The organism is Paenibacillus sp. J31R34 (assembly GCF_059383715.1).
Genome location: NZ_JBXENU010000011.1, coordinates 44850 through 68308 on the forward strand (window position 1 = coordinate 44850; position 23459 = coordinate 68308).

General features: G+C 48.4%; 19 protein-coding genes. 1 reads left to right on the forward strand and 18 read right to left on the reverse strand.

The features are described from left to right. Position 1 precedes the first annotated feature (1 nt). The 12 genes from AC50YG_RS25960 to AC50YG_RS26015 all read right to left on the reverse strand — a co-directional run bounded on the left by AC50YG_RS25960 (position 2) and on the right by AC50YG_RS26015 (position 13268). Positions 2-1120, reverse strand: a complete 1119-nt coding sequence (locus tag AC50YG_RS25960) for a GNAT family N-acetyltransferase (protein WP_494831051.1) — start codon at positions 1118-1120, stop codon at positions 2-4. 206 nt (positions 1121-1326) lie between these two features. Further along, entirely contained in the window at positions 1327-2835 is a 1509-nt protein-coding gene (locus tag AC50YG_RS25965) for a DHA2 family efflux MFS transporter permease subunit (protein ID WP_494831053.1), read from the reverse strand. A gap of 271 nt (positions 2836-3106) precedes the next feature. After that, complete coding sequence (locus tag AC50YG_RS25970) at positions 3107-4408, reverse strand: pyrimidine-nucleoside phosphorylase (protein WP_494831054.1); 1302 nt, start codon at positions 4406-4408, stop codon at positions 3107-3109. A 55-nt stretch (positions 4409-4463) separates the two neighbouring features. Next, entirely contained in the window at positions 4464-5171 is a 708-nt protein-coding gene (gene deoD / locus AC50YG_RS25975) for a purine-nucleoside phosphorylase (RefSeq protein ID WP_494831056.1), read from the reverse strand. Between the two features lie 66 nt (positions 5172-5237). Then, positions 5238-6419 carry a NupC/NupG family nucleoside CNT transporter gene (locus AC50YG_RS25980; RefSeq protein WP_494831058.1) on the reverse strand — a complete coding sequence of 394 codons (1182 nt, stop codon included), beginning with the start codon at positions 6417-6419 and terminating at the stop codon, positions 5238-5240. Positions 6420-6571: 152 nt separating this feature from the next. Next, positions 6572-7240: a deoxyribose-phosphate aldolase gene (gene deoC / locus AC50YG_RS25985; RefSeq protein ID WP_494831060.1), complete on the reverse strand. Its 669-nt coding sequence runs from the start codon at positions 7238-7240 to the stop codon at positions 6572-6574. Positions 7241-7590: 350 nt separating this feature from the next. After that, positions 7591-9333 carry a phosphoenolpyruvate--protein phosphotransferase gene (ptsP, locus tag AC50YG_RS25990; RefSeq protein WP_494831062.1) on the reverse strand — a complete coding sequence of 581 codons (1743 nt, stop codon included), beginning with the start codon at positions 9331-9333 and terminating at the stop codon, positions 7591-7593. Next, positions 9330-9599, reverse strand: coding sequence for an HPr family phosphocarrier protein (locus tag AC50YG_RS25995; RefSeq protein ID WP_341281957.1), 270 nt, complete (start codon positions 9597-9599; stop codon positions 9330-9332). Before AC50YG_RS25995 ends, ptsP begins: the two co-directional genes overlap by 4 nt. A gap of 31 nt (positions 9600-9630) precedes the next feature. After that, a complete protein-coding gene (locus tag AC50YG_RS26000; protein ID WP_494831064.1) occupies positions 9631-10086 on the reverse strand; it encodes a PTS sugar transporter subunit IIA in 456 nt (151 codons plus the stop codon). A gap of 25 nt (positions 10087-10111) precedes the next feature. Beyond that, complete coding sequence (locus tag AC50YG_RS26005; RefSeq protein ID WP_494831066.1) at positions 10112-11491, reverse strand: PTS fructose transporter subunit IIC; 1380 nt, start codon at positions 11489-11491, stop codon at positions 10112-10114. Positions 11492-11533: 42 nt separating this feature from the next. Continuing rightward, positions 11534-12475, reverse strand: a complete 942-nt coding sequence (gene pfkB, locus AC50YG_RS26010) for a 1-phosphofructokinase (protein ID WP_494831068.1) — start codon at positions 12473-12475, stop codon at positions 11534-11536. Positions 12476-12479: 4 nt separating this feature from the next. Then, entirely contained in the window at positions 12480-13268 is a 789-nt protein-coding gene (locus tag AC50YG_RS26015; RefSeq protein ID WP_473760005.1) for a DeoR/GlpR family DNA-binding transcription regulator, read from the reverse strand. 369 nt (positions 13269-13637) lie between these two features. Here AC50YG_RS26015 and AC50YG_RS26020 point away from each other — a divergent pair, with 369 nt between their 5' ends. Next, a complete protein-coding gene (locus tag AC50YG_RS26020; RefSeq protein ID WP_473760007.1) occupies positions 13638-14186 on the forward strand; it encodes a GNAT family N-acetyltransferase in 549 nt (182 codons plus the stop codon). 62 nt (positions 14187-14248) lie between these two features. On the opposite strand, the gene AC50YG_RS26025 is transcribed toward AC50YG_RS26020, so the two are convergent. The 6 genes from AC50YG_RS26025 to AC50YG_RS26050 form a co-directional block, all read right to left on the reverse strand. Beyond that, on the reverse strand, positions 14249-14698 hold the full coding sequence (locus AC50YG_RS26025) for a hypothetical protein (RefSeq protein WP_494831074.1): 450 nt from the start codon (positions 14696-14698) through the stop codon (positions 14249-14251). A 242-nt stretch (positions 14699-14940) separates the two neighbouring features. Continuing rightward, positions 14941-17976, reverse strand: coding sequence for a beta-galactosidase, LacZ type (gene lacZ, locus AC50YG_RS26030; protein WP_494831079.1), 3036 nt, complete (start codon positions 17974-17976; stop codon positions 14941-14943). Positions 17977-18060: 84 nt separating this feature from the next. Next, on the reverse strand, positions 18061-18885 hold the full coding sequence (locus AC50YG_RS26035) for a carbohydrate ABC transporter permease (protein WP_341281947.1): 825 nt from the start codon (positions 18883-18885) through the stop codon (positions 18061-18063). Beyond that, positions 18878-19774 (reverse strand): carbohydrate ABC transporter permease, encoded by an 897-nt coding sequence (locus AC50YG_RS26040; RefSeq protein WP_494831081.1) that lies wholly within the window; start codon positions 19772-19774, stop codon positions 18878-18880. Before AC50YG_RS26040 ends, AC50YG_RS26035 begins: the two co-directional genes overlap by 8 nt. Before the next feature lie 130 nt (positions 19775-19904). Then, a complete protein-coding gene (locus AC50YG_RS26045; RefSeq protein ID WP_473760252.1) occupies positions 19905-21212 on the reverse strand; it encodes an ABC transporter substrate-binding protein in 1308 nt (435 codons plus the stop codon). Positions 21213-21644: 432 nt separating this feature from the next. Beyond that, entirely contained in the window at positions 21645-23456 is a 1812-nt protein-coding gene (locus AC50YG_RS26050; RefSeq protein WP_494831084.1) for a sensor histidine kinase, read from the reverse strand. Positions 23457-23459 lie beyond the last annotated feature (3 nt).

Below are 23459 nucleotides of genomic sequence, written 5' to 3' on the forward strand. Positions count from 1 at the left end.
CTCAGTATTTATCGATCTTGTACCAGAATATCGGTAGTGGAAACCATCCTACGGGCGCGTTAACTGCCATATAACGACTGTGCTGTGTAAGCAGAAGCGCCTGAGCCTGCTGCTTAGTAAGGACAACTGCATCTTGCTTAGCAGAACGCTCGACAGTTACGCCGCTCGCATCCACTCGCGCAGTAATCGGTTGACCGTCCATGACTGCGGAGAATTCCCCCTGGACAATCCCTGTGGTCTTGAACTTAAGAGTCAGATAAGCCTTCAATACATTGGCAAAATCCAGAATATGATACATGTCGGATGTCTCGATAACATAGTCTTCAGCGAGGCTGCCCAGAGACGTATTCAGATCAATGTCATATTCTGGCGTAAAAATAGAAATCCGCTCTGCTCTATTATATTGCATATAAGCCTTGATAGTCCGCGAAATATCGTCCTTATTTTCCATCGCGAATTCAGATATTTCATCGCCTGCTTCGTTTACGATCAAGTACCCGATCAACTTACCATGATCCAGAACGCCCAGCGCATTTTGATGAAGAGTGTTGAAAATAAGTGGCAATTGCTGTACGTTCCGTTCAACATAAGCAAGCCGCGAGGTGTTCATGCTATGCGCAAAGGCTTCTGCTCCTTCAATCTCGAATAACGGGCAGAAGGATATTCCTGTGTCGTTCACCTGTCCTAAGGCATGGCGCACATTGGCCTCTCCCACGAAATACTTGAACTTTACACCGCCAAGAGTGAAGCCAAAATACTCATATCTTTGTCGTTGGCCATATAATACGACCATATCATACGTATTGCGCAGTTCTTCAAGCCACATGTTCATGAGCACCTTCATATGCCCCTCGCCACGCGCACGAGGATGGACCGATACGGTACCCAAATAGCAGGTTCGCAGCGAATAGTCGCATACCATCATAGGCTCTGGAAAAACGGCCACCTGTGCGCGCAGCCTGCCTTTCTCATCCGCAGCAACCATATGCATCGCTGAAGAATCTACGCTCTTTTCATACGCTTTGGGCATCAGAGTTTCAAAATCTAAGCTAAAAGCATAGTTGGCTAAATCTATGTATTCATCGCGCTCATTCGGAGTTGCCATTCTGTATGTAACCATTTTCCCCTATCCTTTCAGTCTGAAAATTGAACTACCTTCCTACAACTATAATTCTAGAAGCATATTCAATATCCTGCCGGGCAGCTCGGGCAGCTATAGTAGAGATCGACAAGGAACTGGCGACTTCGAGAGCCTGCGACAATAAAAAAATACGCCAGACCGCCGCTGGCGAACCAGGCGTCTGACGTAAGCTAGATTGAATTGAATTAATGCAGTCCCTCAAGCCCCAATTCCTGCTTGCTCTTCTGCTCTTCCGCACCCGCCTGTACTTTCACTCTGCGCAGGAACAAGCCGAGGAAAATGCCGACGATGGCAATGACTAGCATAATGCCGAACGTATAGCCGAAGGCTTCCGGCGCTACAGCAAGCGTCGCTTTCTGTACTTCTGCAGGCGTAGTAAGCGGCAACTGCTGATCCACAATGAGCGTCTTCACTCGTGAAGAAAGCACCGTAACTAACGTAGCAACTGCGAAGGAGCTGACCACCTGCTGCAAAGCACTTGTCAGCGATGTTACCCGGCTGACGAGGTCACGCGGCGCTTTTTGCAGCAAATGCGAGTTGAGCGGCATCATCATAAGGCCGGAGCCCATGCCCGCCATAATGAGCGGAAGCAGCAAATCGCTGCCCTCTGTCGTCAAATCAACCTGCGTATATTGAAAAATCGCACCAGATACGAGGCTGAGGCCGATAACGACAAGCCATCTTACCCCGATTTTATCAAACAAATAGCCGCCAATCGGCATCATAAATGCGGAAGCAAGCGCCTGTGGGAACAACGTAAGCCCCGTATCAAAGGCGCCGTAGCCGCGTGCCTGCTGCAAAAATTGCGGAAGCAGGAAAATCGCGCCGAAAAGCGAAAATTGCAGCAGCCACTGCACAAAAATGCTGAACGAAAAGTCAACCGAGCGGAACACGCGAAGCTCCAGCAGCGGCGATTTTGACCGCAGCTCTACGATAATAAACGCGATGAGCGCGATACCGCCGATAACTAGCCCGCCAATCGTTTTATCGGACGACCAGCTTTCCGCCCCTTGCGTAACCCCATAAGATAAGGAGGCAAAAGCAAGCGGCCCTAAAATCATGCCTGGAATATCAATGCCGGTCACCTGCTTGCGCTCCGTCTTCGGCAGCTTCCAAAGGCCGAATATAAGGCTGAAAATACCGACCGGAATATTAATCAGAAATATCCAGTGCCAGGAATGATATTCCACGAGCCAGCCGGCCAAAATCGGACCAACCGCAGGCGCGAGCAAAATCGGCACGCCCATCATCCCCATCACTTGCCCCACCTTATTCGGCGGGCTTAAACGAAACACATAAGCCATAGCGACCGGCATAACGAAGCCGCCGCCGAGGCCTTGAATAATCCGAAATACGATGAGCCACTCGGCGCTGCTAGGCAATGCGCATAGCAGTGATGCCAAGGTGAAGGCTACAACCGAGCCCAAAAATATATTTTTGGCCCCAAAACGATCCGAAAGCCAGCCCGAAAGCGGAATGACTGCCGCCGTCGCCAGCATGTACCCCGTTACGGTCCACTGAATCGTTGGCAAATCGGTATTAAAATCAATGACGAGCCTGGATAACGCGACATTCATCGCCGTTGAATCCAAAATAACCATAAATATGCCTGAAATAATGGCGATCATCGGTACGATGATGCTTGCCAAGCGGAATTCAGGCTCTGCGCCGCCCTTCGAAGCTGTTTGCGACATTTATTCTCCCCCTCTAGCCTATCAACACAAGTTGACTTACTTGCCCATTTCCCAATGGACATCTGTCCCCTCACATATAATAAGGTCATTTTACCTTATTGTCAAATATTTTAGTTGTTAAGTATTTGTAGGTTAAGCATTTCGGTTTGTTGACCTTATAAACCTTTTATAAACCGTTGCCCGGCCGTTTCCTAGCAGCACAAAAACCGCCATCCCGGCAGCACTTGCACCCGGATGGCGGTTTCCATTTTATACCCAAATGGCTTTATTTCTACTCGGTTACAGTTCCGTAGATCAAGACAGGAGCTTCGACTTTATCGCCGATACGGATATTGTCATAAATTTTCGCGAGCACATCGTCCACATTTTCACGATTGGCATGAATGGTTACGAGCGATTCGCCGGCTTTAACGGTGTCGCCGACTTTTTTATTCAGCATCAGGCCTACAGCCAAATCGATTTCCGAGTCCTTCGTTGCGCGTCCTGCGCCCAGCAGCATCGCTGCTGTACCGATTTCGTCAGCAACAATCTCTGCTACGACACCATCCTGCTTCGCTGGCACTTCGATCAGATAAGCCGCTTGCGGCAGCTTCTCCGGATGGTCAACAACCGAAGGGTCACCGCCCTGATTGGCAATAAACACCTTGAATTTCTCCAGCGCTTTGCCATTGCGAATGACTTCCTTCAGCATTTCCTCCGCCTCTTCCAGCGAGCTTGCTTTGTTCGCCAAATAGACCATTTGACGCCCTAACGCCAGACAGAGCTCCTCCAAATCTTTTGGACCTTTGCCTTGCAGCGTATCAATCGCTTCCTTTACTTCCAAAGCGTTGCCGATTGCAAAGCCCAGCGGCTGGCTCATGTCGGAAATGACCGCCATCGTTTTGCGTCCAACGTTGTTGCCGATGCTCACCATCGCGTGCGCAAGTTCCTTCGCATCGTCTACCGTCTTCATGAAGGCGCCTGCGCCTGTTTTCACGTCAAGCACGATAGCGTCGGAGCCGGCAGCGATTTTTTTGCTCATGATCGAGCTTGCGATTAGCGGAATGGAGTTGACGGTAGCTGTAACATCACGCAGCGCATACAGCTTTTTATCAGCTGGCGTCAGGTTGCCGGATTGGCCGACGACCGCGATTTTATCCTTGTTCACGAGACGAACGAATTCTTCCTTCTCCAGTTCAACGTGAAAGCCAGCAATTGCTTCAAGCTTGTCTGTCGTTCCGCCGGTGTGGCCGAGGCCGCGTCCCGACATTTTCGCAACTGGAATATCCAGCGCTGCAACGAGTGGGGCTAGAACGAGCGTCGTCGTATCGCCAACACCGCCAGTGGAGTGTTTGTCTACCTTCACGCCTTCAATGGCCGACAGATCGATCGTATCGCCGGAATTCACCATCGCCATTGTTAAATCAGCGCGCTCCTGCTCCGTCATATCCTTGAAGAAAATCGCCATTGCCATTGCGCTGGCCTGATAATCAGGAATTTCGCCTTTCGTATATCCTTGAATAAAAAAGTTAATTTCTTCAGCGCTCAGCACTTCACCATCGCGTTTTTTCTCAATTAGGTCTACCATTCTCATGCTGCATTCTCCTCACGATTTAAAATAATAGCTATAAGCCAGGCTACCTTGCCTATTACAGGGAAGTTACCGTTTCCAGCGCCACTTCCATCATGTCATTAAATGTGCTTTGTCTTTCAGCAGAAGTCGTTTCCTCACCCGTCAGCAGGTGGTCGCTTACGGTCAAAATCGTCAGTGCATTGACGTCATATTTTGCAGCGAGCGTATAAAGCGCCGTCGTTTCCATCTCAACGCCAAGCACATTGTGCTCCATCAGCTTCTCTACAATGGACTTATCATCCCGATAGAAGCTGTCCGAGCAGAAAATATTGCCGACATGCAGCTTGAGGCCTTTGGCTACGCCGCGCTCGTAAGCCGCCTTTAGCAGCTCGAAGCTGGCAATTGGCGAGAAGTCATAGCCGCCGAATACGTGGCGATTCATGCTGGAATCTGTACAAGCCGCTTGCGCCAAAATAACCTCGCGCACGTTTACGCTTTTTTGCATGGCGCCGCATGTGCCGACACGAACGAGATTTTTCACGCCATATTCACGAATGAGCTCATTGACATAAATGCTGATGGACGGTACGCCCATGCCTGTTCCTTGCACGGAAATACGCTTGCCTTGGTACGTTCCTGTAAAGCCCAGCATACCGCGCACTTCGTTGTAGCATGTTACATTTTCCAAATACGTATCCGCAATATATTTCGCTCTTAGCGGGTCACCTGGCAATAAAATCGTTTCGGCGATGTCGCCCTGCTGTGCATTAATATGAACACTCATTGAAATATCTCCTCTGCTTCGTTAATTAGTTAATTACTTAGTTAGTTACTTACTTAGTTGCTTCGTCTAAATGAAAATCCCTGCAATCGTCGCCGACAGCACGCTTACAAGCGTTGCGCCATAAAGCAGCTTCATGCCGAAGCGCGCAACGACATTGCCCTGCTTCTCATGCAAGCCTTTTACCGCGCCTGCAATGATGCCGATGGAGGAGAAATTCGCAAAAGAGACGAGAAACACCGATACGACGCCGACTGCTTTGGCCGAAAGATCAGGATATTTGCTAATTTCGAGCATCGCTACAAATTCATTCGATACCATTTTCGTGGCCATAATGCTTCCCGCATCAACGGCATCTTTCCACGGTACTCCCATAATAAAAGCGAAAGGAGCGAAAATAAATCCAAGGATTTGCTGAAATGAAATGCCGAGAATGCCAAGAAACAAACCATTAACCATGCCAATGAGGGCAATAAAACCGATCAGCATCGCCGCGACGATAATCGCAACCTTGAAGCCGTCCATAATATATTCACCCAGCATTTCGAAGAAGGTCTGCTTCTCCCCCTCCTCCTGTACTTGCAGCACGTCTTCGCCTTCCTCTACCGTATACGGATTAAGAATCGAAGCGATAATAAAGCCGCCGAACAGGTTGAGTACGAGCGCGGTCACGACATATTTCGGGTCCAAAATTTGCATATACGAGCCGACGATCGACATCGATACGGTGGACATCGCCGAGGCGCACAGCGTATACAGGCGATGCTTCGGCAGCAGGCCAATTTGCTTTTTGACCGAAATGAATACTTCCGATTGGCCTAAAATAGCTGAAGCAACCGCATTATAAGACTCCAGCTTGCCCATGCCATTCACTTTGCTTAACACATATCCGATGCCCTTTACGATAAAAGGAAGGATTTTCAAGTATTGCAAAATGCCAATTAGCGCGGATATGAATACGATGGGCAGCAGGACCGACAGGAAGAAGGAAAATTGTCCTTCATTTAAAATGCCGCCAAATACAAAGTTGATCCCTTCCTGCGCGTAGGAAAGCAGCTGCTCAAACACGCCGGAAAAACCTTTAATCAAGGTCGCTCCCGCAATCGTATTTAATAGGACAAAGGCAAGAACCACCTGCATAATGATCATGATGGCAATCGGCTTGAAACGAATATTTTTCTTATTGTTGCTGACGATATAGGACAATCCTAGCACAACCAGCAGGCCTAATAAAGCTACGATGTATTTCATAGTTGCCGCCTCCTATTTTTTCATGATTATGGAAGTTGATTGGCTGAATAGAGCGCTTACAAAGCAATGCTGATGCCTCCGCTCTTGCATTTACCGTAAAAAGTGGGCCGCCCCTTCGGAAAGGAGCAGCACCGTGTTCTATGGTTACTTCATTAATAAGCGGCGCTGGATTGCTCGCCCTGCATTATTTTCACACCAGAGCTTGCGCCAATGCGAGTTGCGCCTGCTTCGATCATTTTTTTCATATCCTCAAGTCCGCGTACGCCGCCCGATGCTTTCACTCCGAGCTTGCCTTGGACTGCTTTGCGCATGAGCGCTACATCTTCAGCTGTCGCTCCGCCAGTGGAGAAGCCTGTCGAGGTTTTTACGAAATCAGCTCCGGCTTTCGCCGAACGCTCGCATGCACGAACCTTTTCTTCATCGGTGAGCAGGCTTGTCTCAATAATGACCTTCACAATCGCTTTGCCTGCAGCCGCATCAACAACGGCTTTAATGTCCTGCTCCACATAGTCATCGTTGCCGTCTTTCAAGGCGCCAATATTGATGACCATATCAATTTCATCTGCACCATTTGCAATCGCGTTGCTCGTTTCAAAAGCTTTAACGGCGCTCGTCGATGCCCCTAATGGAAAGCCGATAACCGTGCAAACTTTGGACTTACTTCCAGCTAGCTGCTCAGCGGCAAAAGCGACCCAAGTCGGATTTACACAAACCGAAGCAAATTCATATTGTTTCGCTTCCTCCGTCAGCTTAGCGATCTCTGCTTTCGTCGCGTCGGCACGCAGCAGCGTATGATCAATCATTCCAGACAAATTTAACATGACCTGTTCCCCTTCCCCATATACGAATTCCTCAAATACAAACTTAGTTTAGCATGAATTTGATCATATGTAAACATACATATGGACTTATGTTCATTTAATGAAGCTAGGAAACACCGAATCCCACCTTTTCACCAACTATTTTAATATTTTACCCATTTACGCTGTCTATCACTCATCAAAATATGAACAAATGTAAAATTTAATTTTTAACAAAAAGAAAAACGCCTTCGCAACTTCGTTCCTGCTAGAGGAATCGAATATTACAAAAGCGTCCTGAATGCCCTCTTACTGGTGGGCATGGGTAGAATGGGCGGCATGATGCCTATCCACATCTGGTCAAACATTTGCTAATCACTAAACTTGGAAGCATGGAAAGCTTTAGCCTGCTGCCGAACTTCCTCAGCCGTGTCGAGGTCAAGCACATCGCTTAGCAGCTGCGCGCTATCCTGCACATTTAGTCTGGACAGTGTAAACTTTTGCTTCGCCACAGAGCCCGCATCCATGCTCCATTCATCGAGCTCCATGCCGAGCAGCAGTGGTGCAGCAAGCGGATCGCCCGCCATTTTCCCGCACATTCCGACCCATTTGCCTTCCTTGTGTGCCGCTTGGATGAGGCTGTGAATCGAGCGGATAACCGCCGGATGGAAATAATCATATAAGTGCGCTACCTTCTCGTTCATGCGGTCAACAGCGAGTGTATACTGCACTAAATCGTTTGTGCCAATGCTGAAAAAGTCAACCTCTTTGGCGAAACGGTCCGCCAGCTGAATAACAGACGGAACCTCGGCCATAATGCCGATTTCTAGTTTTTCATCAAAGGTGATCCCCTGCTCCTCCAGCTCATCCATGACTTCAAGCGTTAGCTGCTTGGCAGCGCGGAACTCCTGCATAGAGGAGATCATCGGAAACATAATTTTTACGGTACCGAAGGCACTGGCGCGAACAATCGCCCGCAGTTGGGTGCGGAACAGCTCCCGCTCATTCAGGCAAAGGCGTATTGCACGATTTCCGAGAAATGGATTGTCCTCATGCGGCAAATCCCAATAGGAAAGCTCCTTGTCCCCGCCTATATCCAGCGTACGGATGACAATGGGCTTGCCTTGCCACGCTTCGGCTAGCTGCTTATACACAGCAAATTGCTTTTCTTCATCCGGAAAGCGGTCCGCATTCATGAACAAAAATTCCGTTCGGAACAAGCCGACCCCATGCGCCTCGTCCACAAGCCCTTCACGCATTTCCTCTGGCATGCCGACGTTTACCGCCAGCTCAATCAGCTTGCCATCCTCCGTCTTTGCCGGCAGCAGCCTGTATTTCTCAAGCTTCCCGGCCGCCGATTGCTCCTCCTGCTGCCTTGCTTCATAATCCGAGCGGGTAGCAGCATCGGCATTTAACACAATAACGCCGTCCGTACCGTCCAGAATTAGCTCATCACCGTGGCTCAGCTGCTCAAAAGCAGCGCCAGTGCCAACAACCGCAGGAATGCCCAACGAACGGGACAAAATTGCAGTATGCGTCGTTTCTCCGCCAACCCGTGTCACAAAGCCGAGCACAATGCTGCGGTCAAGCTGTACGGTGACGGAAGGCGTTAAATCTTCCGCTACTAATATAACGGGCTCTGTAATACTTGCCAGATCTGGATAAAACACTTGCTGCAAATGACTCATGAGCCGATCTGCAACATCCTTCACATCATGAATGCGTTCCTTTACGTATGCATTGTTCATCTTCTCAAACAAAGCGGAAAGCTGGGCCAGCACGGTTTGGACCGCTTGTTCAGCGGACGCCTGCTTGCGCTTAATTTGACCGCGGATATCGCCGTAAAAGGCGGGATCATCCAGAAAGCTCAGCTGCCCCTCGATAATTGCCGTCATATCCTTCCCCAGCTTCGCCTCGGTTTTGGCGATGATCGTATTCAGCTCTGCTGCCGACTGGCGCTTCGCCTGCTCCAGACGTTCAAGCTCCGCCTCTACCTGCTCCGGCTCAATCCGCTGGGGATAAGCCACCTCTACAGCAGGAGCGCCATAGATGAAGGCTTTCCCGAAGCGGATACCTTCCGAAGCGCCGATTCCTTTAATGTGCTGCTCGCTCATTGCTCTCCGAAACCTTGCTCGAATAGTTCAGCAAGCTTGGCGACAGCCTGCTCCTCGTCTTCGCCATCCGCCGACAGCTTAACCTCAGCGCCTTTTTCCAAGCCTAGCGCAATGATGCCGAGCACGCTTTTCGCATTAGCCTCTCCACCGCCAGCCACCTCAACGTAAATATCGGCTGCGAATTGTCCTGCTGCATTAGCCAGCACTTGGGCCGGACGCAAATGCAGCCCTTCTTCATTTATAATCGTCAATACACGTGTTTGCATCGCACGGTCTCCTCCTTTAGTCTCGCTGTGCTTACAGGGCGCTTTCCAATGTTTCCAAAATATCCGCGGTGCTTTGGCCATCCAGCAGCTCTTGGCGGAAGCTTTCGTGTATCAGCTTGCGCGATACCGAGGCTAAAATCCGCAAATGCTCCTTGCCCGCATCCGATTCCGGAATCGCCAGCAAAATAATCGAAGTGACCGGCTTGCCGTCAAGGGAACCCCACTCAATCGGCTGCGCTAGACGGGCAAATGCCAGGCCAGGCTTGATGACACCAGCGGATTTGCCATGTGGAATCGCTACGCCAAAGCCGATGCCTGTTGAGGCATGCTGCTCACGTGCTTCTACCGAAGCTAGAAAAGCAGCCTCATCGTTCAAATAGCCAGCCGATTGCAGACGCTCCGCAAGCTCTTTAATAACAGCCTGACGATCACCAGCAGTCGAATCAAGAATAATGGTTTCTATGTTTAATAAGGTTTGGGATGACATTGTAATAACCTCCATGTGATGGGATTTAAGCCGCTGCCGGCTTATTTTTCTTGAGCAAGGATACCGTTACAGCTGTTACAACTGAACCAATGACAATCGCTGCGGCATAAGCGCCGAGATGGGTCACTGCATGAGGAATGGCGAGTACGAATGCCCCTCCATGCGGCGCTTGAAGCGTCGCGCCAAATACCATGGACAGCGCTCCTGCTACAGCCGAACCGAGGACCGTGCCTGGAATGACACGAAGCGGATCGGCAGCCGCGAATGGAATCGCTCCTTCGGTAATGAAGGCCAGCCCCATGACTCCCGCCACCTTTCCTGCATCGCGCTCTTCTTTTGAAAATTTGTTTTTGCGAATGACGGTAGCTAGCCATAGGCCAAGCGGCGGAGTCATTCCCGCTGCCATAACCGCTGCCATCGGGCCATAGACGTGACTTGCGAGCAAGCCGACAGCGAATGTATACGCTGCCTTATTAAGCGGACCGCCCATATCGAACGCCATCATTGCCCCAAGCAGCAAGCCGAGCAAAATCGCATTCGTTGAATTCAGCCCCGTCAGCCATGTGGTCAAAATATCCATCAGCGTCTTCACTGGCGTTCCGACAACATAAACCATCATCAGCCCGACAATGAGCGTCGACAGCACGGGAATAATCAAGATCGGCTTTATGCCTTCCAGTGATTTCGGCAGCTTGATCGCATGCCGCAGCCATTTTGCCACATAGCCGGCAAGAAAGCCTGAAATAATACCGCCAAGGAAGCCGGCTCCCAGTTGGCTTGCCAGCATGCCGCCTACAAGCCCGGGCGCTAGACCAATCCGGTCTGCGATAGAGAAAGCAATAAAGCCGGACAAAATCGGAATCATTAAAGCGAATGCCGCCCCGCCACCAATGCTCATCAATGCAGCCGGAAGCGTACCTTCCTCTTGAAATGCTGTTATGCCAAAGATAAACGAAATGGCAATAATGATACCGCCTGCCACCACGAGCGGCAGCATGTTGGATACGCCTGTCATCAAGTGCTTGTAGGCACCGGTTCGAACGGAGCTGCTCTCTTTTTTCGTCTGCTCCTGCACGGGTGCAGCCGACCCAGCCTGAGCCGCTTCTTTCGCAAGCGCCTGCTCGATCAGCCCTGCTGGATTACGGATGCCTTCGGCAACGCCAACCTTAATGATCGGCTTGCCTGCAAATCGCGATTCCAATACATCGGTGTCCGCTGCCAAAATAATCGCATGCGCTTCGGCAATTTCCTCCGGTGTGAGCTCATCCTCTACCCCAAGCGCGCCGCGCTTCTCCACCTTCAGCGGAACGCCTTTCTCCTCTGCCATTTTAAGCAATGATTCCGCGGCCATATACGTATGGGCAATGCCAGTGGGGCAAGAAGTTACCGCAAGCAATTTCTTCATGTCAATTCCTCCCTTATGATGTCGCCAGTCGCTTCGATATAATCACAATGCTTGAATATAAATATCTCCTGCCCGGCTGCGAATTTCCTCGAACTCGCATACTTGGGTGCCTGCTTTGGAAGCCGTTATCGTTCCTGCGGCCGTACTCCATCTTGCTACATCCTCAAGGCTGCTATTTTGCAAAAGCGCCTGCGCAAGCACGGCTACCATCGAATCGCCAGCGCCAACTGTGCTCAGCGCCTCAATAGGGAACGGCTTGGCCATATAGGCTTCTTCACCGCTCATGACGATGGCCCCATCTGCTCCCATCGAAATGATAACAAGCGTAATTCCCTGAGCAAGCAGCTGTTTTCCAGCCCGTACGATTTCTTCTTTCGTGTCCAGCTTGCGCTGTACAAGCTGCTCCAGTTCATACTGATTAGGCTTGACAGCAAATGGAATCGCACTAATCCCAGTAACCAACGCCTCGCCATCCGCATCCAGAATCGTTCGTACGCCCAGCTTGCGCGCTTTTACAATAAAATGATGATATAGCTCAGGTGGTGCTCCCTTCGGCAAGCTGCCCCCAAGTACAAGGACAGACGCTTTCGGCAGCAGCTTATCAAGCAATTGGTCCAGCTGGGCAAGCTGGCTTTCACTTACCGTAAAGCCTGGCTCATTGATCTCGGTCGTCGTTCGCTGCTTCTGGTCCACAAGCTTCATATTCGTCCGCGTCTCGCCCGGCACTTCGACGAAAGCAGTATGAATGCCCGAACGGTCCAGCTCCCCTATAATTCGTTTGCCTATGCCGCCAGCGATGAATCCAGCGGCGGTGACGCTCGCTCCAAAGGTGTGAACGATTCGCGCCACATTGATGCCCTTACCGCCAGGGTCAAGACGGATGTCCTCTGCACGATTGAGCCCTCCTACCTTCAGCTCCTGAAGCATAATCGTCTTGTCCATGGAAGGATTCAAGGTAAGTGTAATAACTTGCTGCTTGGACATGCTGTTATGCCTCCTTTCCTACCGAGGTGCGATACACCTCTACGCCTCGCTCTTCCAGCTTCCGGGCAAAATCCTCCGGCATCTCCGAATCGGTAATGCATATATCAATATCGCTCCAATCAGCAAAGCGCGAGAAGCTGACCTGATTGACCTTGCTGCTGTCGCTGAGTAAAATAATGCGGTCAGCGCGCTTGATCATTTTACGCTTGATGTCTCCCTCAACCACGTTCGGCGTGCTTAGCCCTTCCTCCAAGTCCATGCCGTTCGTCGCCATAAACGCCTTATCAACCTTAATAAAATCAAGGCTGCGCTCAGTTATCGGCCCCACTAATGACAATACGCCAGGCCGGTAAGCCCCGCCCAGTACAATGACATCAATGCCTGGCGGCAGCTCCAAATCCTGCGGCAGCATAAGCGAATTGGTAACAACCGTCAGCTTCGTAAACGCTGTCAATTGCTGCATCAAATAAAAAGTGGTCGTGCCTGAGTCAAGCAAAATCGTATCTCCATTGCTAATCCATTGAACCGCTTTCGCTGCAATCGCTTTCTTTTGCTGCGTTGATGTAATCTCCTTCTCGGAAAAGCTCGGTTCAAAGTTAACGCTGCGAATGGAGATCGCTCCGCCATGCGTGCGCTTAAGCAGTCCGGCTTCCTCCATCTCCCGCAAATCCCGGCGAATCGTCGACTCCGATACTTGAAATTTTTCACATAGAGCCTGCAGGTCAACACGCTTCTGTTCTTCCACTAAAGCTAAAATTAAATTTTTGCGTTCCTCGCCAAAAATGTTCCTCACCGCCTATTTGATCGTTTATGAAATCGCCCAGTCATTCGAATGAATGTTTGTGAACGTTTTGTTTATAAATCGATTATATTCAGTCATTAGTGCGATGTCAAATGGTTTCTTTATCTATTATTTTCACAAACGGTCATACTCAGTCATTTCGTGAGCGTTTTCAAGGAATACTTGCAGCTTATGCCCATGACGATTCGCACATTGCTATTTAGAAGGTTAAGCCTATAAAATAGGATAAGACAAGCGTAAACGGCTGTGCCGTTCTTTGTCGGCACAGCGCGTTTCATTCCGAGAAATATAGAGGGAGGATGGGAAAATCATATCCTCTCCTATATTTCAAAAAAATCAATTATTGCGAGGTGTTTCCTTATGCAGCCAACACTAGAAACAGAACGATTGATTTTGAGAGCGTTTAACTTAGACGACGCAAGCAGAGTTCAGAAACTGGCCGGCAATATTGAAGTAGCAAGCACAACCTTGTCTATTCCTTACCCCTATCCTGATGGGGCAGCCGAGGATTGGATTAGCAACAATACAATTAGAGCAAGCAATGGAGAGGGATTCCCTTTCGCAGTGACCCGCAAAAAAGACAATGCCTTAATTGGCTGTATGAGCTTGAATTTGAGCAAGCCGGATCAGCGAGGCGAGCTCTCCTACTGGTCGGGCAAGCCTTATTGGGGGCATGGCTATGCGACAGAAGCGGCGAAGCGTGTTATTCAATTCGGCTTCGAGCAGTTGGAGTTGAATAAAATAATGGCAGCAGCCATGGCTAAAAACCCTTCTTCCTCCAATGTCATGAAAAAGATTGGAATGAAATATGAAGGCGAATTCAAGCAGCATATTTTCAAATGGGGAGAATTTGAGGACTTGATCTTTTACGGATTAACGAGAGCGGATTATGAGCAGTTAAATAAATAATCTATCAGGCAATGAAAGAAGAGGAGGGCAGCCGCCCTCCTCTTCTTCTGCATGTGAGCCTATTATTTATGACGACTTTTTAAAATTTCAATCTCTTCTTCAACCTTCGCAATCATGTTCCGATGGGCATCGAGCCTATCAACGATTGTAGTTGTTACTACCTCAGTAATGCGGGCTGTCTGCTCAAAGGTAGCTTCAAGCTTTAATTCCATACGTTCCAATTTCTCATTCACCTCTCGGAAACCTTCACGCTGACTTTCAGCAAGCATCCGGTGACTTTCAGCAAGTGCTTGATGACTACTAGCAAGCGCTTGTTGCCCTTCAGCCAGCGCTTGTTGACTTTCAGTCAGTACTTGCTGTCCTTCAGTCAGTGCTTGCTGTCCTTCAGTCAGTGCTTGCTGCCCTTCAGTCAGTACTTGCTGCCCTTCTTCCAATGTTCCTACCCGTTCATTAATGATCTTAACGACAGAAAGCAATTCCTTCAATGTTGATTCAATAATATTATTATCCATTCATTCGACCGACCTTTCGCATTAATTAAGTTTAGTATGCTGGAAGAATCGGAAGACGTCAAATTGCCAGTGAGCTCGCAAATTTGACAAAATTGAATTAATATGCATACGCGATTTAAGCAGGGGTTTTCTAAAAATACCGTGTAGATTCCACGATAAAAAAGAGGAAGGCAGCCGCCCTCCTCTTTATCCCACTATTGTTATACAGCAATTCAAGTACAAAATGCTCACTGCATCAACTTTTATACCCGGCTGATTAGGAACTCAAAAGCCAGCTCCTGATCCGCTTGGATCAAATATTCATCATGGACAGGCGCGCCCCAGCTGTCGTCACCGCCGACACCCATTTGTCTGCCTGCTACTGTCACAACCGTATAATGCACGTTCGGGAGCTCATGGTGATGCTGCGCGCTCTCCAGCTCAAATGCGGTATAAGGCGCAATATTGCATTCCACAGGCTGAGTCGCTGGCGCCGAAATGCGAAGGCCTCGTCCGAGATCATTCGTAATGCTTACGCGGCGGACGCCTGTACGATTGCCGGACTCTTGCGGTACAACATAACCGGATACATTATCTGCGGCAACGTTTTGGAACTCGCCAAGACGCGCCCCGAATGCACGGTCAATGTAGTTTTCATCTGGACCCATCGCATACCAGTCCAGCTTATGATAGTCCGCAGGCACCTTGAACGAAAGTGCGAAAATCGGCAGCTTCGGCAAATTCGCCGCTCCCTCATAACGCGATATCACCTGCACGCTTCCGTCACCCAGCACGGTATAAGCCACTGTAACCAATACATCAGCGCTTATGCTAAGACGATATTGGAACGTTACCGTTGCTGTTCCAGCCTCTTCTGTCAAAACAACGCTAATACATTTGCGTGTCAAGCTCGCAGCAAACCACATGCCGGAATCAAAACCAAGTGAAAATCCTTTGTCATTATCCGTCGTTGCCCGCCAGAACAGCGGAGCCGGAGGCAGTGCAATCATCTCTTTACCCGCATAATTGACCGAAGTCAGCGTGCCGGCTTGCTTGGAGAACATGATGCTGAAATCGCGGCCATGCACACCAATGTTGACATCGCCTTCTACGACGCGCAGTTCTCCTGCTGGAAGAATCACTGCTTCCTTTTGCTCCACCAAAAATACGAATTGTCCGAATGACAGCTCATATCCTGCATCCGCCCAAAGCGTGCTTGCTTTCAGCTGCAAGGACGCGTGAACCACATACTCACCCGCTTGCTCTGCTGCCGGAAGCGCAACTGGAATGTAGGCTTCGCTTTGTGCAGCAACCTGAATCTCGCTTACACTGCGGAAAACTTCCGCGCCTTCCAGATGAAGCTTAACAACCAGCTCATAAGCATCTGTTCCTTCAAACAGATTTTCATTGACGATTTTCACGCCTTCTTGGTCAGGAAGCAGCTTAATGTTCTGATATAGGAACTTCACTTCCTGCATTTTCGGCGATACTTTGCGATCGGCATATACGATGCCGTTCGTACAGAAATTATAATCGGTCGCACGGTCGTCGAAATCGCCGCCATAAGCGAGGAACTCCTTGCCGAAGCGGTCTTTTTTCACAATAACCTGATCGATGTAATCCCAAATAAATCCGCCTTGGTACAACGCATATTTTTGCTCAAGCTCTGTATATTTGTGCATGCCGCCCACCGAGTTGCCCATTGCATGCATATACTCGCAGCTAATGTACGGCTTTTGCGGATTATCATTCAAATAAAGCTCGATATCGGCCGGCTTCGCATACATACGGCTTTCCATGTCGCTCGTTGCGTCATAGTCGCGGTTATGGAATACTCCTTCATAATGAACAAGACGGCTAGGGTCAGTGCTGCGGAAATAGTTCGATACGTTCAGCAATACCTCGCCTGCGTAAGCTTCATTACCGACAGACCAGATTAAGATGGACGGGTGGTTTTTGTCTCGCTCAACCATCGAAATCGCCCGATCCATTACGATATCCTCCCACTCCGGCTTATTAGCAGGAACGTTCCACGACGGCTCAACGGCACCCATTTTTTGCCATGAACCATGTGTTTCCAAATTCATCTCATCAATGACATACAGTCCGTACACATCACACAACTCATACCATAATGATTGGTTCGGGTAATGGGAGGTGCGAACAGCATTTAGATTGTTTTGCTTCATCGTCTTAACATCCCACAGCATATCGTCAGCCGTAATGGCCCGTCCTCTGCGAGGGTTAAATTCATGGCGGTTAACGCCCTTGAAAACAATCCGTTTGCCGTTGATATGCATCACTTTGTCGATCATTTCGAATTTGCGGAAGCCTACAAGCTGCGGAACCACTTCAATGAGCTCGCCTGCAGCATTATAAACCTCTACATACAGTTTATATAAACATGGATTTTCCGCATTCCACAGCGACACTGCTCCTGCCTCAAGCGAAGCCGTCCACGTCCCCACTTCAGCTGCTGCTGCAGCTCCAGATACAACGGTATGACCAGCTGCATCCTTCAGCACTAGCTTCATGCTTGCGCCTTCGAGCGTACCGCTCAGCTTCAAATCTACCAGCAGCGTACCTTGCTCATAAGCCGCATCAAGCTCTGTATTCACAAACAAATCACGAACATGGATAGCCGGAACGGTATACAAATAGACGTCGCGGAAAATGCCGGAAAAACGCCAAAAATCCTGATCCTCGAGCCAGCTTCCCGTGCTGCGCTGGTAAACTTCAACTGCCAGCCTGTTTTCACCCTCCTGCAAATAAGGAGTCAAATCAAATTCGGCCGGTGTAAAGCTGTCCTCGCTGTAGCCGACGAACTGCCCATTCAGCCAAACATAGAAAGCCGATTCTACGCCTTGAAAGGAAATATATACCGGCTTGCCCAGCATGTTCTGCGGAACGGAAAAATGCTTCACATAGCTTCCAACCGGGTTGTCATTTTCCGGAATTGCCGGCGGACGAAGCTCATGATGCCCATCCCATGGGTACATCGTATTCACATATTGCGGCTTGCCGAAGCCTTGAAGCTGAATATGGCCTGGCACCTCAATCGCTTCCCAAGTGTCACTATTAAAGCTTTGCTCGTAAAAAGAAACTGGACGATCAGCAGGTCTCACGGCATAGTTGAACTTCCAGCTGCCATTCAGACTGTGGCGCAGAGGCATGCTGCCATTGCCTTCCGCCTCTGCTGCAGTTTCATAATAACGGTGATCCGAATGGGCAGGCAGGCGGTTAACAGCAAATACACTTACATCAGTCAGCCAGTCAAGGCTCGGTTTTGTAGTAGTCATAAAATAATTCCTCCATAACGTAGATGATAAGTCAGGCGGCTGCATGCTCGGCATGCAGCCGCCTATCCCTTGCTTTTAAGTTGATTATTTGACCGAACCGGTCATACCTGCTACAAAATGTCTTTGCATCAGGAAGAATACAAGCGCTGTTGGAATCGTTGAAATAACGATTGCCATCATGATCATCCCGTAATCCGGCGTGTAGCTGGAGCCGAGGTTGGAGATCAACATTGGAATGGTACGCTTGTCCGGCGATTGCAGCACGATAAGCGGCCACAAGTAGTTGTTCCAGCTGGACATGAACGTAATAATTCCCGCTGCCGCATACGTCGTTTTCATCGTCGGCACATAAATGCGGAAGAACAGGGCCAGCTCGTTCAAGCCATCAATACGACCTGCTTCGAGCAGCTCTTTCGGAAACATTTTTGTGTTTTGACGGAAAAAGAAGATGAGAAACGCTGTCGTCATCGTTGGCAGCACGACGCCCGAAAGCGTATCAAGGCCTAAAAATGGAACGCTGCTCGAAATTCCTGCGAACATTTGATACAACGGAACCATAATCGCCGCGAACGGAATCATCATGGACAGGAGCAAAATCGTGAAGACGATGTCCTTTGCCTTGCTTTTATAAATTTCAAAGCCGTAACCTGCAAGCGAAGCAATCAGCATCGCCAGCAGCGTCGTCGAAATGGAAATTTTAGCCGAGTTCATAAGCGCCGGCACAATATCGACCGTGCTGAACAAATTATTAATATTGTCAAGCAGCTTGCTGCCAGGCAGCAGTCTGCCTTGCGTTACATCCGAGGAGCTGTTCGTCGCGCTGACGATCATCCACAGAAACGGGAAAATGGAAATGAACGCTGCGACGCTGAGAAAAATATAAACCGATACCCGTTTTAGCTTATCCATTTTTATCACCTGCCGCTTTAAACTGAACAAATGCCAAAATAATAATCATAATTACGATAGAATAAGACACCGTTGCTGCATATCCGAAATCTGCGGAATATTTGAAGGACAGATTGTAAATGTACTGGGAGATGGACATAGACGCATTGCCCGGTCCGCCCTTCGTAATGTTCACAACCTCGTCGAACAGCTGCAGTGTACCGATTGTCGATGTAATGGATGTAAATAAAATAATAGGTTTGAGCAAAGGCATCGTAATGCCGAAAAATTGTCTAGTCGAGGACGCGCCGTCGATCTTGGCAGCCTCATAAATCGAATGGTCAATATTTTGCAAAGCTGATAAGTAGAAAATCATGTTATAGCCTGTCCAACGCCACGTAATGGCAATAATAACCGTAATTTTGGCCCAAAATGGATCTGTAATCCATTGAATAGGCGTGCCAATCAGGTGCAGCTTGAGCAGCAATGCGTTTACAAGGCCATCGCCTGCAAATAAGTATTTGAAAATAACTGAATAGGCAACAAGAGATGTAACCGCCGGCAGGAAAATCGCTGTACGGAAAAAGCCCTTGAACTTCAGCTTGCTGTCATTCAGCAGTACAGAAATAAACATCGCCAGCACGATCATAACCGGCACTTGAATGATGAGATAAATAAATGTATTTTTTACTGCGACACGGAACGTCTGATCACTGAATAGACGAATGTAATTGTCAAAGCCTACATAGTGGAGGTTCATCCCTTTGCCGGATTTGAACGATAGAAGGAGCGCTTGAACCATTGGGTAGAAATAAAATGCTGCTATTAGTACGACAGCAATGATGACGAACAGCCATCCTGTCAAGCTTGCTCGATTACGAATTTTTATGCCAGGCTGCGCTGCTTTCACGATAGCCTAACCCCTTTCTTCACGGAAATAAAATCTCGGGGCAATCCGCCGCTCCCGCCAGTAACAGAACGAACGATACTGACGGGGCTTTGATTGCCCAAGATTTTATTCATCTGCCGTATGGTCGAATTTATTTAACTTGTGTTTCAGCTTGAGCTTGAGCATCCGCCAATACTTTGTCGATTGCTTTGCCGCCCATGAAGTTTTGCATTTCTACAACAAGAATGTCCTCGATAGCATACGTATGCATACCGTAGTTAACTCTTGGAATTTCAGCAGTCCATTTTGCGAAATCAGCTACCGCTGTTTGTCCGCCGAAGAACTCATCAGCTGCTTTGTAAGCTTCGCCATCAGCTGCTGCTTTCAGCGTGCCAATTGCACCAATTTCTGTTGCAAGCTTTTGGTACAGATCAACATCAGAACCAAATGTTTCTTTCAAAAATTCTGCTGCTGCTTCTTTGCCATCAACGTTCATAACATACCACGAGCTGCCACCAAGGTTCGAAGCGTTAACGGAATCAGCGTTGTTCGTCAATTTAGGGAATGGTACGATAGCCCATTTTCCAGATTGCGATGCTTCTGCTTTCACGGAAGCTGTAATCCAGTTTCCTGTTGGAACGCTTGCTACTTCGCCACTGTTAAAGCCGGCTACAAACTGGCTCCAGTCGGAATGAACTTTAACAATGTCAGCTTCCATCATCTTTTTGTAAGTTTCGAAAGCTTCTTTCAGTGCTACGTTGCCAGCAATATCAGGTGTTACACCATCATCCTTCAGGTACCATGAGCCAGCGGACTGAATCATCATCCGGATAATGCCCAGGTCATTAGGATCTAGAGAAAGCAATTGCTTGCCTGTTTTTTCTTTAACAGCTTTACCTAATTCAATAACTTGATCCCAGTTCAGATCCTGCAAATCAGCTACTTTGTAGCCAGCTTGCTCCAAATAGTCGGTTCTTACATAAAGTCCCGCTACGCCAGAATCGAAAGGTACGCCGTATTGTTTGCCATCAAGGCTTGTCGGTCCGATTTTGTAATCAGCAAAGTCAGCCGGTTTGATGTAATCCGAGAGGTCGAAAAATGCATCCGGGTAAGCTTGCAAGAAGCTTTGCGCACGGTAATCTTCGATCAAAATAATCGATGGAAGACCTTTTGTTGTGCCCGAGTTAAGACCTGCATTCAGCTTTTGGATAATGTCAGCTTGTGCATTTTCAACAATGTTAAGTTTTACGCCGGAATCAGGATGCTTAGCAGCATAAGCCGCACCCGCACGCTCCATAGCGCCGATGTTAAACGTTTTGTCCCATGCCCAAACCGTAAGTTCTTTTGCAGTGTTTCCTGCAGCATTTCCGCTGCCTGTGTTTGTAGCATCGTCTGTTTTAGCTGAACATGCTGTGAGCAGCACGAAGCTGGCCAAAAGGATGGCAAGCATTTTTTTCACGAAACCCAACCCCTTTATAATTGTCTACGTAACTGAAAGCGTTTGCCGGCTAACATCATTTATTATAACAATCTGTTTATTGTGTTCGATAGCAATATCTTTATAGGGATTTGTCATTCTTTTATTTCATAAACAGTAGTTATTTTTTGCCAATAGTAATTAATTTGCTTATTGGTAATATATTTAGACGGCAGTTGGAAAAATCAAGGATATTCTTCTAAGTACTGGATCGATCGTGTCAATGAGGCTCATTGCCTATTACCAATTTCCTATTTTTTATGGTTGATCACCGTCCTTCGTCATGAAAAAGATGTATTTGAATTTTGTGCTTGTTGGGCTGCTATTATACTGTCTTCAATAATTTAAGGCTGCCAACTAAAAAAACAGCAGCTCATTCAGGATTTATCCTGCGAGCCGCTGCTTTAAAAATCGTTACTCAAATAACAAAGGAAGCTTGATTTTCACGCGTGTTCCTTGGCCTGGATCACTGACAATCGTCACTCCATAGCCTTCACCATAAAGCAGGGTCAAACGGTCATGCACATTGCGTATGCCAATGCCGGAGAAGAAATGGCTTGCCGAATGCACCCCGCGCTCACCGTTTTTCCGGGTTGCTCCGTCAACCTCAGCTCCAGCTTCCCCGTTACTCAGCCCGCTAATGCCGACCCCATTGTCTACGACCTCACAGATGAGCGAATCGCCCTCACGGGAGATAAGTACATAAATATATCCCTCGCTGCGCTCATGGAAAGCGTGGAAAAAAGCATTTTCCATAAACGGCTGGATAACCAGCTTCGGCAAATGGGCACCCATGCAATCCTTATCTGCAAAATAATTGACTCGAATCTGCTCGCCATATCGCACATGGTTAATAAATACGTAATTTTTAAGGTTAACGAGTTCCTGTGAAACCGGAATCGTCTCGCTTATATTGCTTACCGTATTTTGCAGCAGGGAAATCAGTGCGTTTATCGTTTCCGCAGCCTTGTCCTTATTGCCCTGCTGGACCAAAATTTTAATCGATGCCAGCGTATTATATAGAAAATGGGGATTAATTTGCATCTGCAGCGCAGACAGCTCAGCATTGCGCTGATCCTTCTGTGTCTGAATGAGCCGCTTAATATAATCATTCAGCTCATCCAGCATGTAGTTGTAGGCATTGCCGAGCTGCTTGATTTCGTAGCTTCCCGTTACCGAAGTGTAATTATTGAAGTCATTTTTCGTCACCCGTGAAATTTGCCGCGCCAGCAGCGTAAGCGATCTCGTCAGCCGCCTTGAAATCACAAAGACGATAATGAGGGCCAGCAGCACGATTGCCAGAGAGATAAGGACAACCATTTTGAAATCAACCATTTGGCTCATGACCTGCTGCTTATCAATTAAGTTCACCAAATAAAAATCATAGGTCGGCAAATATTTGGACAATACGAGGCTGCTCTTCCCCATCGCCGTTGTGTCCATAACGTCCAGCTGCTGCTCTTCAATTTGCTTGGCATAGGTCAAAAGCTCTGGCACCGTCGTCCCTACAAGCTGTTCACGATTGCTGGAAACGATCATGCCTGCTTGATTCAAGATAACGACATCATTTCCACTGCTCGTGAAGCTCGTGTAAAATTTGCGAAAATCCTTTTCTCTTATTGCAATATAAAGCTGGCCATAAGGCTGGCCGCTCGTTCGCTCCAGCAATGTTTTCATGGCGACAACAACAGCATTGGAGTTGTCTTCAGGCGTCATGCTATCCTGATCCAGCTCGTACAAAATACGCCGTGGCTCCTGCAGCGCCTGCTCCGTTAGCTTACTGCTGCGAAGCTTCTCGATTGATCGCGGCCAATAGGTGCTGTCGGACGAATGGCTGCGCCCGTTAATTCCCGTTATCGTCATATTCACCGGATAAGCGGAGACGCCCGATTGAATTCGCTTGATTTGTGTGTTGGCTTCATAATATCTTTTCAACGTCGGGACAGATCGTTCATCGGGGTCTGTAAGAAACGATTTGAGCGTTCCGCTTTGCTGAACATTATTGGTCGCTGTCACAATGGAATAGCTGAATGACTCGAAATTCGTCTGCACCTGATTGATGATTTTTCCATTCGTAATACTGAACGTATTCATGAATAGACGCTCTGACATCTGCATCATCACAAGCGTAGTAAGCAGCGAAACCGAAATGATGCTGACAAAGGTGACGGTAAACATTTTTATAAACAAGCCGTGATATTTAAATTTTGCCAAAAATGCCTTCATGCA